The organism is Pseudoalteromonas sp. MMG012 (assembly GCF_018100875.1).
GTDB classification, from domain to species: Bacteria; Pseudomonadota; Gammaproteobacteria; order Enterobacterales; family Alteromonadaceae; genus Pseudoalteromonas; species Pseudoalteromonas aurantia.
Genome location: NZ_JAGJEF010000052.1, coordinates 22,905 through 37,908, shown reverse-complemented (window position 1 = coordinate 37,908; position 15,004 = coordinate 22,905). Strand labels below are relative to the sequence as shown.

The following is a 15,004-nucleotide window of genomic DNA, read 5'->3' as shown; positions in this document are numbered from 1 at the left end:
CGAAAAACATAGACAATCTACATCGACTGTTAGTCGCAATGGCAAGAACAGCAAACGGGTTAAAACTGAAGGTGGCGACTTCGAACTCGATACACCTCACGACTGCGAAAGCTCTTTTGAACCCAAACAGGTCAAAAAGCACCAAACCCGTTTCACGTCTATGGCCGATACGTACAAGGTGGGCATTCGTGACATCGTCAATGCTTTTGATGAATGGTATGGTTCTGGGATATCGCCGACACTTGTTTCTCGTATGCGGTTATCGAATAAGTTATCGAGTAGCAATCACGCCCACTTGATACGATATATTCTATTGTTTACCTGAGTTGTATTGTCGTTAAAATTCGTCAAGACAAAAGGGTTATCAACAAGTCGATTATTTTAGCACTGGGTATCAATATCGAAGGCCATAAAGAGTGGATCGCCGAGAACTAAGGTGCTAAATTCTGGTTAAACGTTCTGACAGAACTTCGACAGCGTGGTACGGAAGATATCTTCTGATGACCTTAAAGGTTTCCCTGATGCTATCAATACCGTTTTCCTCAAACTAACATCCAGCTTCGTATTGTACACATGGTTCGCAATTCGTTGAAATATGTCTTGTGGAAAGATTACAAAGCAGTCATCGCTGATTTAAAGCGTGTTTATCGTTCAGTTACAGAGGATGAAGCCTTACGTGAACTGGAGCGCTTCAGTAACATCTGGGACAGCCAATATTCGCAAATTGCAAAGTCATGGCACAACTATTGGCAAAATCTGAAAACGCTGTTTAACTACCCTGAAGATATCCGCAGGGCTATCTACACAGCCAACGCGATTGAATTGCTCAATAGTATAATTAAGCTCAGCTCTGGATAAGCGAATTTGCCCAATAAAGCTATTTTTCTCACTCTTGGCGCTGCTTTTATGCAGTAATAGCCCGCTATTACTGCATAAAAGCGCCTTGATATTGAACGAAATATCATCATTGGAGCGTACGTAAGTTTGCTTACAAAATATTTTCTATTCCAAAACCCTTATCCAAACCCGAGGTTAATTAGAAAGACATAAAAAAGCGTAAAATATAATTCAGCGAGAAAAATGCTTTTTCTTGCGATAAAAGATGCCAGCAAGAAATGGAAGGTGCCGATTCAAAACTGACGTCAGGCGGTGATTCGTCTTATTATTGAATTCGAGGAACGCCTCGAAAGGCATATCAATGAAATGGCAGTTATTATAGCTAGGCTACAATTTATTTCGATGAGTGTAATTAGTGCACTTCGCAGGAATAGTAAGTCTACAACACGAGTACTTTTCGAAAGGGAATCGATAGTACAAGCAAATTACCTTGTACTACAAGCAGTAATAAGTAGCCTATACGGTCACTCGTCTACATTTTTATTATGGCAATCGGCGAGCAAGTTCTGCCAGAAGCTCTTTCCTTTTCTGCGTGTGAGTTTTATATTGTTTTCAGGAATACTTTCCGGATCATCATAATTATCAAGCGCGTGCTCCATACTAAGTTCTCGAATTAGGTGCAAAGTTGGGTAGGGAGCTCTATTAGTATAGTTTGCAGGGTCATCATCTTCGCTGTCTGCAAATACATAATTAGGGTGAAAGTTAGCAATTTGATAAATACCTTCATAACCTTGTACACATAACATAGCATTCGCTAAATCGACTAGATTCAAGAAATCATCAAAGTTTTGAAACCCTTGTGTAAAAAACAACAAGGTTGTTTCTCTTTCTGGGTTTTGTGTTAATTGAACGCAGTGCTCAAGCATATCCATAACGGCATCATCATGACTTATGCTACTAGATGGTTGGTAGTGAACTTTATTCTGAACAACTTCTTGTCTTGCAAATGGGCAAAAGTTAAATTTAACGATAACAGAACTAACCCAATTCTGCATGGTATTAATAGGGGCGGTCATGTTAATTCCTCTGGTGTACGTAATGAACTTAACAAATCAAGAGATTTAGGAATTGCACCCTGATTCTTCTGTAGGCATGCATGTGCATTTTTACCCAGCAACGTTCGAGTATCGAAATCATCTAATAGCTTAATTAAAACTTCACTAAGCTGTTGTTCATGATCAATTTGTAGTGCACCTTTGTTGGAGAGTAGGTCTGGGTAAATGTGGGAGAAGTTGTAAGTTGAAGGCCCTGTAAGTACACCAACTGCGAAAGCAGCCGCTTCAAGGGGGTTATGTCCACCTCTTTCAATAAGACTACCACCTATGTAAGCAATATCCGCACAGCCATAGAGCATTTTTAGCTCACCTAAAGTATCGGCCAGCAAAACTTGTTTTGTAGGCTCTAAAGCCTCACTACGTTTAGTAAAAGAGAATGCTTGTTGATTGAGTATGTTTTCAACAAATTGAAACTGTTCAGGGTGTCGAGGTGCAATAATTAACAAAGCATTTGGGTTTTTCTTTAATAATTGTTGATGGGCAAAAAGTACTTTTTCATGTTCTTTTGGGTGAGTTGAACCTGCAACCCATACAAGTCTGTCCGCAAGCTGTGCTTTTAAGGCATTAGCATTTAACTGAACATCAGAATCTATTTGGATGTCAAACTTTATTGACCCTGTTACGGTTACTTTCTGCCTAGCTAGGCCCAGAGTAATAAAACGGTTTGCATCTTCCTCATTATGGCATGCTAAGTGATCTATGCTTTTCATAAGTCGTTTGGCGAGGGGAGAGACTCTTTGATAGCCTTTCAGCGACTTCTCAGACAAACGCGCATTGATAATAACAGTCGGGCATGTTTGTTTGTTAGCTTGTGCTAATAGGTTTAGCCAAAGTTCAGTTTCTAATATGATCAGTAGTTTTGGTTGTAAGGTTTTGATAAAGCGTTTACTACAATGCCAAAAATCAAATGGTAAATAACAAATATTTGTATATTGCCCAAGGCTATCAGTAGCTTGTTGGCGACCTGTTGGGGTGTTGCAAGTAATTATAATGTTATCGTTTGGGTGGCGTTTTATATATGCTTTTATTAATGGTGTCGCTGCGAGCACCTCACCTACTGATGCGCAGTGGAAAATGACGGCATTTTTTGGTAAAGACTTCAAAGAAAGAGCAAAGCGCTCTAAAAAAAACAACCGATAAGCAGGGTTTTTGTGTCCTCTAATTAGGTATAGATAAATGACTATTAAGGGGCTGAGTATATAAAGGAAGCAGCTGTATAAAAGGCGTATCATGAGTCACATATGGTAAATATAAAAACTCATTTTACTGTGAATTGTGTGAGAATTGAAATCTAATAACAAATTTACACACTTTAGAGTCGTGCTCCCACAAAATAACTTTGTTACCATATAGGTATATTTCAAAAAACACTGATAAAAGATGAAGTCTAAAAGTACGTATTTCTTTGCTGGTATATTATTTTTCCTCTCTACCTATGCATTTTCAGCACCAACGGCATATTTACCAATTGGGAAAAATGTCATTTTAGAGTATCAAATTGACCAGATGTTTGCTTTGACACATGGTACACCAATGGCAAAACCATATCGTTTAAGTGAAATACATTCTGCGCTGCGAAAGCTCTATAGTCTTGATAGAGCGTTATATAATGCTATTCAGAAGCGTTTAAAGCCCTACTCAAGTAAAGATGACATTACCCGTCAGGGAGTCAAATTGAGAATTGATTCTGGAGAGGAAGTTAAATTAGCTAATGAGAGAAGTAATGTCTCTAGTGAATATGGGGAACTGTCACTGGAAGGTATTTGGCGAGGTAGTGAAAGTTCGCTATTACAAGTCGGCATTGATTACCGAGTCGAAGCTGGAGATTTGATCCCTTATAATACCTTTTACGCGTTAGGCGGTGAGACTTTTCAGCTCAATTTAGGATATAAAGAACATTGGTTCTCACCGTTTAAAAGCTTTGCACAAGTCTACTCTAATAATGCAAAACCGCTACCTTCTGTATCTATTGGGTTAATTGCACCTCTAAAAAACTGGTGGAACTTTGACTTTGAGCTTTTTTACGCAGAGTCGGAACATGTAGAAAGTGGCATCTTATATGAAGGAAAACTCCATAGTGGCAGACCTAAGCTGGCTGGCACACACTTTAGCCTAGAGCCGATAGATGGTTGGAAAATTGGCTTAAATCGAATGATGCAATTCGGAGGTGGGCCTCGCGAAGTTAATGTTAAGGATGTATTAAAAGCTTATTTTGACCCAGCAGGAAATGATAATTCGGGTCTTACTGGTAGTAGGGATGAAGAATTAGGAGACCAATGGGTAACTTTTACAAGTACATTACGGACAACGACAGTATTGCCAGTTGAGTGGTATATAGAATATGGAGGAGAGGATACTAAAGGCCACAAAAACTACCAATTTGGTAACACCGCGACCAATCTTGGTTTTTATCTTCCAAAATTAACAGCTGAAAGTACGTTGCGTTATGAGTATTCAAATCAGCACAGCCTTTGGTATGTCAATCAAATATACCCAACTTACGGGAATTCAATTGGTGGGGCTGTCATGGGGAGTTTTATTGGTGATCAACGAAAGTTTGGCGATGCAGCACCATCTCAAGCTCATGTTATTGATGTTACTTACAGTGAATCCTTCACTTCTTTGTGGCGAGCGAAATACACTAGAATTGAAAATAAAAGTGGTTATTTAAATGAGCTTGGTCAACTAGGGGAGAATTATGAAGTGGGTCAAGAGTTGCAAATTAGCAATAGTCGCAGCATTGCCAAAAAGCAGGTTGAGACTACTTTGGCTGTAGGTAAGGATGTATTTGGACAGAGCTATACTTGGTTATCAGTCAATGTATACTGGTAGCTCACGGATATTATTTACAGAATTAAGCCCAATAGCGGTGATTTAGGAACTGATATGTCGAAAAATCAACATGTTGAACAAAGTTATTTAGCTTCTTTGCAACGTCATCAAGATGTTTTCAATACAATGGCTGATTATCATCAAGAAGTGATGCAACTATTGAATGCATGCCAAAGCGCTTTAGCCCGAGGTGGTAAAGTTATTTGGTTCGGCAACGGTGGTAGTGCGGCAGACGCGCAACATTTGGCTGCCGAATTTGTCGTTCGATATAAGCTGGAGCGGGGGCCGTTGGCATCCATAGCGCTAACCACAGATACGTCTATTTTAACAGCGCATAGCAATGACTACCACTTCGATACGGTATTTGAGCGTCAAGTTCAAGCTTTGTGTAAAAAAGAAGATTTAGTGATTGGTTTAACAACATCCGGTACGAGCGCTAATATTAATTTGGCGCTGGCAGCAGCCAATGAGTTAGGTGCGTTCACTGTGGCATTGACGGGGCGAGATGGTGGTGAAGTAAAAAGCATTGCGAAGTTACCAATTATAATTCGTAATGATGAAACAGCGCGTATTCAAGAAGCCCATATGTTTATTGGTCATTGGTTATGTGAGGCTGTGGATATGTTGGTTGCGGAGTTGCAACAATGAATTTAGCCAACTTGCAACATCTGAATAAAGCGCGTGTTCTAGTCGTTGGGGATGTCATGCTTGATCGTTATTGGCTAGGAGATACCGGTAGAATCTCCCCTGAAGCACCGGTACCCGTTGTTAAAGTGAGCCGCCTAGAAGACAAAGCAGGGGGCGCTGCAAACGTTGCTAAGAATGTGGCACATTTAGATGGAAAAGTGGGATTGCTCGGGTTGATAGGTAAGGATGACAATGGTCAAACTCTAGAGCGTATTTTGCAATTTGAAAATATACATTCTCAGTTAGTGAGCATTGATGCGCTACCAACGATCGCTAAAATGCGAGTCATAAGCCGGCACCAACAAGTTGTAAGGTTAGACTTAGAAGAGACATTTACAAATACACATAGTCGTTTTCTATTGAATAAATTGGTGGAAGTCATTGATGAATATGATTATATCTTGTTTTCGGATTATAATAAGGGGGCGCTGTCGGCTATTCAAGAAATGATAGCAGTTGCAAAATCGGCTGGAAAAACAGTGCTTGTTGATCCTAAGTCATCTGATTTTTCGATATATCGCGGTGCAGATTTCATTACACCCAATCTTAATGAGTTTAAACTAGCAGGAGGCGTTGTTGATTCTGAAGAGACATTAACTGAGAGTGCTCGTAAGCTACTACAAGAAGCAGGCATTGAGGCAATGTTGCTAACTCGTTCAGAACAAGGCATGTCATTGATTAGTGCTTCAGAAAAACATCACTTTTCAGCTCAAGTAAGAGAAGTGAGTGATGTAACGGGTGCCGGTGATACAGTGATTGCAACCCTGACGACGATGTTGGGAGCCGGTATGGTTGCAAAAGACGCAGTTGAAGTTGCAAATATTGCTGCAGGCATTGCAGTGAGCAAACTTGGAGCTGCCACCGTAACGCCTGAAGAGTTAAGTCGTAAGCTAGGACAGTACTTAATTGAGAATGGTGAGCATTATCAAACTCCTTATGACGATGTGCATCAACATATCGCATTTGCACAAAAAAATGGTGAGCGTATTGTATTTACCAATGGGTGTTTTGATATATTACATGCGGGACATGTAAAATATTTGGCACAGGCTAAAGCTATGGGTGATAGGCTAGTTGTCGGTTTGAATAATGACGAGTCTATATCACGTCTTAAAGGTTCAGATAGGCCAATAAACCCTTTAGATGAGCGGGCTATGGTACTATCTGCATTGGCTTCGGTTGATTGGGTAATCCCTTTTGGCAGTGAAGCACAAGGAGATACGCCAGCAGAACTGATCGCACGACTCAGCCCTGATGTTTTGGTCAAAGGTGGTGATTATACGGTATCTGAAATCGCAGGTGCCGATCATGTGCTGAGTACCGGAGGAAAAGTTGAGGTGCTTGACTTCTTAAATGGTTGCTCTACTTCAAATATTATTAAAAAAGCGCAGTCAACTCAATAAGAATTTATGGATGTCTGGCATCCATATAATGGGCGTGAAATGACACCCAGTTATCAGGAGTGAAATAGAAGGTCGGCCATTTGCCGGCCTCTTTGTGTAGAGAGCGCTGTAACCGTTCTATATTACTGTTCTGCCAGTCTAAAGCTGGTTTTCTTAATTCACCGCGATCAAAATCGATAAGATACACCTTTCCCTTATCATCAAAGAGGATATTGTTGATATTCAAATCTGCATGGTAAACCCCAGCGTTATGAAACTCAGCGATTGTTAAAGCAACATCACTAAGTTTTTTATCTGTAAGCGGTTGTGTCTGTAGCAACTCGCATAAACTAATAGCTCCAGGTATGGCAGAAGTAATTAAATCTCCACGATATATGAATAGAGATTTTGTTACTCTGGCTGCGATTGGTTGAGGAACTGCTAAACCACGTTTTTGTAGTTCACACATAAGTAAAAATTCGCGATAAACACGAGAATTTTTTAACCCCGTATAAATATATTGGTCAGATAATATTTTGCCTATGATACCGCCTCGCCAATAATGTTTGAGCACATTAACGGTGTCGTTATGCTTAAAAAACCAAGCGGTAGCGCGCCCTTCTTTGGTGCCTACAATAGCGTTTTTTTGTTGCCAATAACTCGCATCAAAGTATTTAGAAGGGAAAGAGGGCTCAACGTATTCAGGGCTTAATATATACCCCTGTTTTATATCATTAATGTGCATATCAGCGGCAAAGTAAACTTAGATGGGGTTAGTGTATCGCGTTTTTACCTCACTATAAACTTGCAAAGCGAGGTGAATAATTTAAGATCGGATTCTAAATGACGTTTATCTTGCGGGAAAAGTGTGACAGATCAATATAATTCAATTTGTATTTTAAGATTATCGGCTATCGGTGACGTTTGCCATGCAGTCTCCGCAGTTCAAGACATTCAAGCGGCTCACCCACATGCAAAAATTACTTGGGTAATAGGAAAGATTGAAGCCATGTTGCTATCGGGCTTGCCAGGTATCGAGTTTGTTGTTTTTGATAAGAAGCAAGGGAAAGCCGCGTATAACCAGTTGAAAGCGTGTTTTAAAGGCCGAAAATTTGATGTATTGCTGCATATGCAAGTTGCCCTACGGGCTAATTTGGCAGCCAGGTGCATTCCAGCTAAGAAGAAAATTGGCTTTGATAAACATCGTAGCAAAGAGCTACACAGCTTATTTATTAATAAACGAATACAAGCACAAAGTGAGCCTCATGTTTTAGAGGGCTTTCAGAATTTTGCTCGAGCAATTGGTGCAAAATGCGGTATCCCGAGATGGGAAATGCCTTACTCGGTGGAGGATGAAAGTGTGGCAAGTCAGCTTTTATGCGAGTTAGATAAAGTTTTTGTGATTGCACCTGCGGCAAGTAAAGAGGAAAGAAATTGGTTACCTGAGCGTTACGCGAAAGTTGCTGAACATGCACACAAGCAAGGGTTTAGTGTGGTGCTCACTGGTGGGCCAACGACATTAGAGCAGACTTTGGCAGATAAAATAGTCAGCCAAGCATGTTGTCCTATTCTTAATTTAGTCGGAAAAACGCAGTTAAAGCAATTATTGTGTGTTTTGAAGCAAGCGAAACTAGTTTTGGCACCAGATACTGGACCTGCTCATATGGCGGTGACAGTTAAGACACCAGTGATTGGATTATACGCACATTCGAATCCACAACGTACCGGACCTTATTTATATTTAGACTATGTTGTTGAGGTTTATCACAACAATTTATTTAAGCAAAAAAAGAAAACTGCGAAGCAACTGCCATGGGGTACAAGAGTTAAAGGCGCTGACTTAATGTCACAGATCAGCACTGAACAGGTTGTTACCATGTTTGACCATGTTGTAAGTACTGAAAGGTTATAAGGGTGTTATGAGTCAAAAAGCTATTTTTTTAGATCGTGATGGTGTCATTAATGTTGATCATGCGTATGTACATAAAAGAGAAGACTTTCAATTTATTGAAGGGGTTTTTGAAGCATGTCAGTATTTCATTGCGCAAGGCTATATTATTGTTGTTGTGACTAATCAATCAGGGATTGGTCGCGGTTATTATACCGAAGCTCAATTTAATGTATTAAGTCAGTGGATGTGTGAGGAGTTTGCTAAGCGTGGTGTGGCAATCAGCAAAGTGTATTTTTGTCCACATCATCCCTGTAAAGCTGAACCAGAGTACTTGGTTGATTGTCAATGCAGAAAACCTCGGGCGGGCATGCTGATGCAGGCGATTAATGAGTTTGATATTAAGGTTGAAAACAGCGTTATGGTGGGGGATAAAGTCTCTGATATACAAGCTGCTCGCAGCGCTGGAGTAAAAACTGCCATATTGGTTGAGTCAGGCCAAGCGTTTGATAAAGCAACCATGGAAACAGCTGACTTTGTATGTTCATCATTGGATAAAGTGCCCAGTATTCTGTCTTCCATCTCATAAATATTTACTTTACTGAACGGTGGACGATAATCACACTTCGTGCAATTACGCTCTGAAACTTTTACAATACAACCCTATTTGATATTAGCTGTAGTGAATTAAGCAAACACCAAGTTGATTCATTATGGGTAACCCGTGCAACCAATGGAGACTCTAAATGAGAGCATCGGCCTTTTATAGCCAGTTAGAGCAGCAACTTGAAGAAGTTAAAGCTGAAGGTTTATACAAAAATGAACGAGTGATCACATCCTCTCAGCAAGCTGAAATAGCTGTATCATCAGGTGATTCAGTCATTAATTTTTGTGCGAACAACTACTTGGGGCTAGCAAACAGCTCAAGCCTAATCGAAGCGGCAAAACAAGGCCTAGATGCCCATGGTTTTGGTGTAGCATCAGTGCGTTTTATCTGTGGAACACAAGATATTCACAAAACACTAGAAGCTAAAATCAGTGAGTTTTTACAAACAGAAGACACAATTTTGTATTCTTCGTGTTTTGATGCGAATGCAGGACTGTTTGAAACAATTTTAGGTCCAGAGGACGCAATTATCTCTGATGCACTTAATCACGCGTCGATTATTGACGGTGTTCGTTTGTGTAAAGCAAAACGTTTCCGTTATGCCAATAATGATATGGCGGCGCTTGAAGAGCAGTTAATTGCAGCTACCGAGGCTGGTGCAAAAACAAAGTTGATTGCAACAGATGGTGTTTTCTCAATGGATGGGGTTATTTGTAATTTAGCGGCGGTGTGTGATCTAGCGGATAAATATGATGCGTTAGTGATGGTTGATGATTCACATGCGGTAGGTTTTGTTGGCGAAAATGGCCGAGGTACGCCAGAGTATTGCGGAGTATTAGACCGAGTTGATATTATAACCGGAACACTAGGGAAGGCACTTGGTGGCGCTTCTGGTGGTTATACAGCGGGTAAGAAAGAAATGGTTGATTGGTTACGCCAGCGTTCACGCCCATATTTGTTTTCAAACTCACTCGCGCCATCGATTGTTACAGCGTCTATCGCAGTATTAGATATGCTCAAAGATGGTAAAGCGTTACGCGATACACTTTGGAACAATGCAGCCTATTTTCGTGAGAAAATGGAAGCGGCTGGTTTCACGTGTGCGGGTAAGGATCATGCGATAATCCCTGTGATGTTGGGGGATGCCAAAATAGCTGCTGCGATGGCCGACAAACTGCTTAATGAGGGTATTTATGTCACTGGATTCTCATTCCCAGTTGTTCCGAAAGGTCAGGCGCGTATTCGTACGCAAATATCAGCCGCGCATACTAAAGAACAGCTAGACACCGCAATTAATGCGTTTATTCGTATTGGTAAAGAATTGGACGTTATTTAAACCTATTGAGGAAGCGGATGCTTCCTCTTTGACGAGCGAAAAGTATGAAAGCGTTATCGAAATTGAAGGCTGAACCTGGGATCTGGATGACAGATGCGCCGAAACCAGAAGTTGGCCATAACGACCTATTAATAAAAATCCGTAAAACTGCGATATGTGGTACGGATGTGCACATTTATAAATGGGATGAGTGGGCTCAAAATACTATCCCAACGCCAATGGTTGTTGGCCATGAATATGTAGGTGAAGTTGTGGAGATGGGTCAAGAGGTTCGTGGTTTCCAAGTTGGTGACCGCGTATCAGGTGAAGGGCATATTACGTGTGGGCACTGTCGTAATTGCCGTGCAGGTAGAGTACATTTATGCCGTAATACAACGGGAGTGGGAGTAAATCGAGAAGGGTCTTTCGCTGAGTATTTGGTGATCCCTGCCTTTAACGCATTTAAAATCCCTGACAACATTTCGGATGAATTGGCTGCGATTTTCGACCCATTTGGTAATGCAGTACACACCGCATTATCGTTTGATTTAGTGGGTGAAGATGTATTAATTACAGGAGCTGGACCAATTGGGATAATGGCTGCGGCAGTTGCTAAGCATGTTGGTGCTCGTCATGTGGTCATTACGGATGTAAATGAATATCGTCTGGAGCTGGCAAGGAAAATGGGCGCAACCCGAGCAGTCAATGTCGCCACAGAAAAGCTAGAAGATGTTATGTCAGAACTGGGTATGACAGAAGGGTTTGATATTGGCTTAGAAATGTCAGGTGTGCCTATCGCATTTAACAGCATGCTCAATAATATGAATCATGGTGGAAAAATCGCGATGCTGGGTATTCCACCTTCAGATATGGCAGTAGACTGGAATCAAGTTATTTTTAAAGGGCTTGTAATTAAAGGGATTTATGGCCGAGAAATGTTTGAGACATGGTATAAAATGGCCAGTCTGATCCAGTCTGGCTTAGATTTAAATCCAATTATTACACATCAATTTCATATTGATGAATTCCAAACAGGCTTCGATACGATGATATCTGGTCAGTCTGGGAAAGTTATTTTAAATTGGACGTGATGTACGTCATACCATGAGTTATAGACGGCTTTGGTCGTCTTTTTAAGTTTAGAGAAGTAATGTATGTCATTTAAAAATATTTCAGTTGCGCAAACCCACGAAATGCTTAAACGTGATGATGTCATTGTGGCAGATATTCGGGACTCAAATAGTTATGAGAATGGCCATATACCAGGATCAGAGCATTTGTCTAACGCAAATATTGGCCACTTTATGCAAGAGAAAGAATTTGAGCAGCCAATTATTGTTGTATGTTATCACGGCGTGAGCTCTCAAGGAGCTGCCAACTATTTGGTAGAGCAAGGGTTTGAAGATGTTTATAGCATGGATGGTGGTTTTACTCAGTGGGCCGCCGATCTCCCAGATATTGTTAAAAAATGATTCTAATAGGTAGTTCAGATAACCCTCGAGCGGTACAAGGCGCGGCCGATTACTTTAAAAGCCAGGGGGTTGCTGTTGTTTTAGAAAGCCATGATGGTCGGTACGTTCAAGTTTGGGTGCCAAAGGCCCAAAATGAGCAAGCGCAAGCTTTGTGGCAAGACTTTATTGATAACCCGTATGATGAAAAATACCTCACAGCATCGTGGCATACAGGTGACACTGATACACAATTCATGTACAAGGGGGGCTCACTTAACCTCATTAAACGTTTTCATCAATTACATTGTTGTTTAAAATCCGTCTTTGTAGTTTGCATTGCTATTTTTATTAGCTTTCATATTTTTGATACTCACTTTGTTTTTCAGCTTCTTCGGTTTGATCCTAGCTCACCAATGACTTGGCTTTCTCCTGCCTTAATTCACATGGGTATAGTGCACCTTGTATTTAACTTGGGTTGGTGGCTGCATCTGGGTGATAAGCTGATTAACCGCGTTGGACCTTTGCAAGTAATCTCTATTTCGATAGCGAGTGCAATAATAAGTAACTGGGCACAATATTTGTTTGTTGATCAGAATTTTGGTGGATTAAGTGGTGTTGTCTATGCTTTGCTAGGCTACGCATGGATATATAGCCAACGTAACCCCTCTCAAGCTGCGTTGGTCGAAAAGCCTGTGGTGGGCTTTATGCTTATTTGGATGGCACTTGGGTTTACAGATCTATTGTTTGTTAATATGGCTAACTGGGCACATCTGTTTGGCATGTTAACGGGAATGTTATTAGCAATACTCTTTAATATAAATAAAAATGAAGTTACTAATGATAAAGATATTTAGTAAATAAAACTTCTCTGACAATTTCTTGCCCTGTTTCATCATTCAGCAGGCCTTTTAACTTTTCAGCGCAACGCATACGAATCTCTTCCCGGCCAGTGAGTGATTTTATAGTTTCTTCTGGCTCTTTACTTAATATTTGAACAATAGCGTCTCGCAATAATGGTGTGTGATGTTCAACAATCGCAATATTTGATACGTCGTTTAGCATAAGGTCGACGGTCACCCTCACATAACCCAGCTTTTTGTTTGATTGACCAATATAATTGGTTATTATGTCCGGTTCGAAGCCAAAGTATCCCACAGTGGACTCTGCTTTAGCACTGATTGGGCTAAGTAGGAGTGTGAACACAAAAACGAAACAAGCATACATCTTCATAACGATTTAAAATCCCAGAAGTTCAATTAATCTATTTTCGAGGTGTAAGTGTATACTTATTTAAGAGAAATTTACAGATATGTGGTAAATATCACTCTAAAAAACTAACTCTCTTTGTTGCTTCAGCGCTCAGTGGTATGATATCGCCCGTCGTATATTAGGCTAAGATTTATTGTGTTTGAATATCCTTTTTCCATAGATTATTTTTGGCAAAGTGCTGCTGAATTACAATGTGTGCCGCCCTCAATCGCAAACTTGCTATTTGATCAAGGTTCATTGACTTCATTACTAAAACAGCAATGTCAGCAATTTCGTGTCAAGGTGCTTTCTGAAAAGTGGGTACCTGCTACAAAGAGTCATATTGCGATATTTAACGGTGACGTGCAGACGGTATTGTGTCGTGAAGTGTTATTGTATTGTGACGATATGCCGAAAGTGTATGCACAAAGCTGGATAACGCAAGCAGCTTATCAGGTGGGCGTAAGTGGGTTAGGTGAAACGCCGTTGGGTGAAGTACTTTTTTGCGATGATAGCTGGCTACGGTCTCAGTTAGATGTCTGTACTTTTCAAAGTGGAAGTACATTTTCTACCTTATCAAGAGTGCATAATGAGGCGGCAGAGCAACTTTATGCGCGACGTAGAGTATTTACTAAAAGTGATGCGCAAGTAATGGTATGTGAAATCTTTTTACCGGGAGAATAAGATGCAATTCAATGTACTCAAAGTAAAAAATATACCGGAATATAAGCAACTAATGCGGTTAGATAAACCCATTGGTACATTATTATTGTTATGGCCAACACTGTGTGCACTTTGGATTGCAAATAATGGCATACCACAGTGGTCATTGCTTATTATATTTACTTTAGGGGTGTTTGTAATGCGCAGTGCGGGCTGTGTTATTAATGATTTTGCGGACCGAAAAGTAGATGGCGCTGTGCAAAGAACTTCAGGTCGGCCGTTAGCGAGGAAGGCCATAAAAGCGGGGGAGGCGCTTACTCTATTTGCGGGTCTGATATTTATTGCATTTTTACTGGTAATACAGTTGAATCTTAAGACCGTTGCATTGTCTCTGGTTGCGCTAGCACTGGCTTCTTGTTACCCGTTTATGAAACGATTCACGCATTTACCACAAGTTGTATTAGGTGCGGCCTATAGCTTCTCAATCCCAATGGCTTTTATGGCGACTAACGGTGTCGTACCGACGCTAGCTTGGTTACTATTTATTGCTAATTTAGTGTGGACAGTAGCTTACGATACAATGTATGCCATGGTTGATAGAGATGACGATGTTAAAATAGGTGTTAAATCAACAGCTATTCTATTTGGTTCGTTAGACAGGCATTGGATCGCAATGTTAAATAGTTGTTATGTCGCCATCATGGTATATGTTGGTTATACACAAGCGCTGAGTTTGGCGTATTGGGTCGGTTTGTTCTTGGCGGGCGTCTTGCTTGTTAATCAGCAAAGAAAAATCACGGGGCGTGACCGTACCGCATGTTTTAAGTCGTTTTTGAATAATAATTATGTAGGCATGGCAATTTTTGTTGGTCTCGCCATTTCTATGGCAGTGTAATATCCTACTTTGAGTTGTTGTTTTATGCTACTCAGGTTATTTTGAGATATCCTTTCATTTATGCATCTATATTATTAATGAACA

16 protein-coding genes and 1 pseudogene are annotated in these 15,004 nt (G+C 40.5%); 13 read left to right on the top strand and 4 right to left on the bottom strand.

Going from position 1 to position 15,004, the window contains the following annotated elements; translation table 11 throughout:
- On the top strand, positions 1-325 hold a 325-nt coding region (locus tag J8L97_RS23825), incomplete at its 5' end, for a transposase (protein WP_282098543.1).
- A pseudogene (locus tag J8L97_RS23820) lies at positions 304-858 on the top strand (transposase). The gene J8L97_RS23825 and the pseudogene J8L97_RS23820, both read left to right, overlap by 22 nt.
- A gap of 503 nt (positions 859-1,361) precedes the next feature.
- On the opposite strand, the gene J8L97_RS16060 reads toward J8L97_RS23820, so the two are convergent.
- Positions 1,362-1,913 (bottom strand): DUF1415 domain-containing protein, encoded by a 552-nt coding sequence (locus J8L97_RS16060; RefSeq protein WP_211051102.1) that lies wholly within the window; start codon positions 1,911-1,913, stop codon positions 1,362-1,364.
- Entirely contained in the window at positions 1,910-3,184 is a 1,275-nt protein-coding gene (waaA, locus tag J8L97_RS16055) for a lipid IV(A) 3-deoxy-D-manno-octulosonic acid transferase (protein ID WP_211051099.1), read from the bottom strand. Before waaA ends, J8L97_RS16060 begins: the two co-directional genes overlap by 4 nt.
- A gap of 148 nt (positions 3,185-3,332) precedes the next feature.
- Here waaA and J8L97_RS16050 point away from each other — a divergent pair, with 148 nt between their 5' ends.
- Genes J8L97_RS16050 through hldE form a run of 3 tightly spaced genes read left to right on the top strand, consistent with a single transcriptional unit; the run spans position 3,333 to position 6,874 of the window.
- Entirely contained in the window at positions 3,333-4,784 is a 1,452-nt protein-coding gene (locus tag J8L97_RS16050) for a capsule assembly Wzi family protein (protein WP_211051097.1), read from the top strand.
- Positions 4,785-4,838: 54 nt separating this feature from the next.
- Positions 4,839-5,432, top strand: coding sequence for an SIS domain-containing protein (locus J8L97_RS16045; protein WP_210998281.1), 594 nt, complete (start codon positions 4,839-4,841; stop codon positions 5,430-5,432).
- The gene (gene hldE, locus J8L97_RS16040; RefSeq protein ID WP_211051095.1) at positions 5,429-6,874 is read left to right on the top strand and encodes a bifunctional D-glycero-beta-D-manno-heptose-7-phosphate kinase/D-glycero-beta-D-manno-heptose 1-phosphate adenylyltransferase HldE; all 1,446 of its coding nucleotides are present in this window, start codon (positions 5,429-5,431) and stop codon (positions 6,872-6,874) included. The genes J8L97_RS16045 and hldE overlap by 4 nt, the downstream gene beginning before the upstream one ends.
- A 4-nt stretch (positions 6,875-6,878) precedes the next feature.
- Here the strand turns inward: hldE and J8L97_RS16035 are convergent, their stop codons facing one another.
- Positions 6,879-7,598: a 3-deoxy-D-manno-octulosonic acid kinase gene (locus J8L97_RS16035; protein ID WP_211051092.1), complete on the bottom strand. Its 720-nt coding sequence runs from the start codon at positions 7,596-7,598 to the stop codon at positions 6,879-6,881.
- 123 nt (positions 7,599-7,721) lie between these two features.
- Here J8L97_RS16035 and J8L97_RS16030 point away from each other — a divergent pair, with 123 nt between their 5' ends.
- The 6 genes from J8L97_RS16030 (at position 7,722) to glpG (ending at position 12,968) form a co-directional block, all read left to right on the top strand.
- On the top strand, positions 7,722-8,765 hold the full coding sequence (locus J8L97_RS16030; protein ID WP_211051089.1) for a glycosyltransferase family 9 protein: 1,044 nt from the start codon (positions 7,722-7,724) through the stop codon (positions 8,763-8,765).
- Between the two features lie 7 nt (positions 8,766-8,772).
- Complete coding sequence (gmhB, locus tag J8L97_RS16025) at positions 8,773-9,330, top strand: D-glycero-beta-D-manno-heptose 1,7-bisphosphate 7-phosphatase (protein ID WP_211051085.1); 558 nt, start codon at positions 8,773-8,775, stop codon at positions 9,328-9,330.
- A gap of 157 nt (positions 9,331-9,487) precedes the next feature.
- Positions 9,488-10,684, top strand: a complete 1,197-nt coding sequence (locus J8L97_RS16020; RefSeq protein ID WP_211051083.1) for a glycine C-acetyltransferase — start codon at positions 9,488-9,490, stop codon at positions 10,682-10,684.
- Between the two features lie 44 nt (positions 10,685-10,728).
- Positions 10,729-11,754, top strand: coding sequence for an L-threonine 3-dehydrogenase (gene tdh / locus J8L97_RS16015; protein WP_192506563.1), 1,026 nt, complete (start codon positions 10,729-10,731; stop codon positions 11,752-11,754).
- Between the two features lie 63 nt (positions 11,755-11,817).
- Positions 11,818-12,135: a thiosulfate sulfurtransferase GlpE gene (gene glpE, locus J8L97_RS16010; RefSeq protein ID WP_210998287.1), complete on the top strand. Its 318-nt coding sequence runs from the start codon at positions 11,818-11,820 to the stop codon at positions 12,133-12,135.
- Complete coding sequence (gene glpG, locus J8L97_RS16005) at positions 12,132-12,968, top strand: rhomboid family intramembrane serine protease GlpG (protein ID WP_211051080.1); 837 nt, start codon at positions 12,132-12,134, stop codon at positions 12,966-12,968. Before glpE ends, glpG begins: the two co-directional genes overlap by 4 nt.
- Here the strand turns inward: glpG and J8L97_RS16000 are convergent.
- Positions 12,949-13,338 carry a flagellar basal body-associated protein FliL gene (locus tag J8L97_RS16000; RefSeq protein ID WP_409455169.1) on the bottom strand — a complete coding sequence of 130 codons (390 nt, stop codon included), beginning with the start codon at positions 13,336-13,338 and terminating at the stop codon, positions 12,949-12,951. The genes glpG and J8L97_RS16000 overlap by 20 nt on opposite strands.
- Before the next feature lie 180 nt (positions 13,339-13,518).
- On the opposite strand from J8L97_RS16000, the gene J8L97_RS15995 reads away from it, so the two are divergent.
- Positions 13,519-14,046 carry a chorismate lyase gene (locus J8L97_RS15995; protein WP_211051077.1) on the top strand — a complete coding sequence of 176 codons (528 nt, stop codon included), beginning with the start codon at positions 13,519-13,521 and terminating at the stop codon, positions 14,044-14,046.
- A 1-nt stretch (position 14,047) separates the two neighbouring features.
- The gene (gene ubiA / locus J8L97_RS15990; RefSeq protein ID WP_211051074.1) at positions 14,048-14,920 is read left to right on the top strand and encodes a 4-hydroxybenzoate octaprenyltransferase; all 873 of its coding nucleotides are present in this window, start codon (positions 14,048-14,050) and stop codon (positions 14,918-14,920) included.
- Positions 14,921-15,004: the final 84 nt, after the last annotated feature.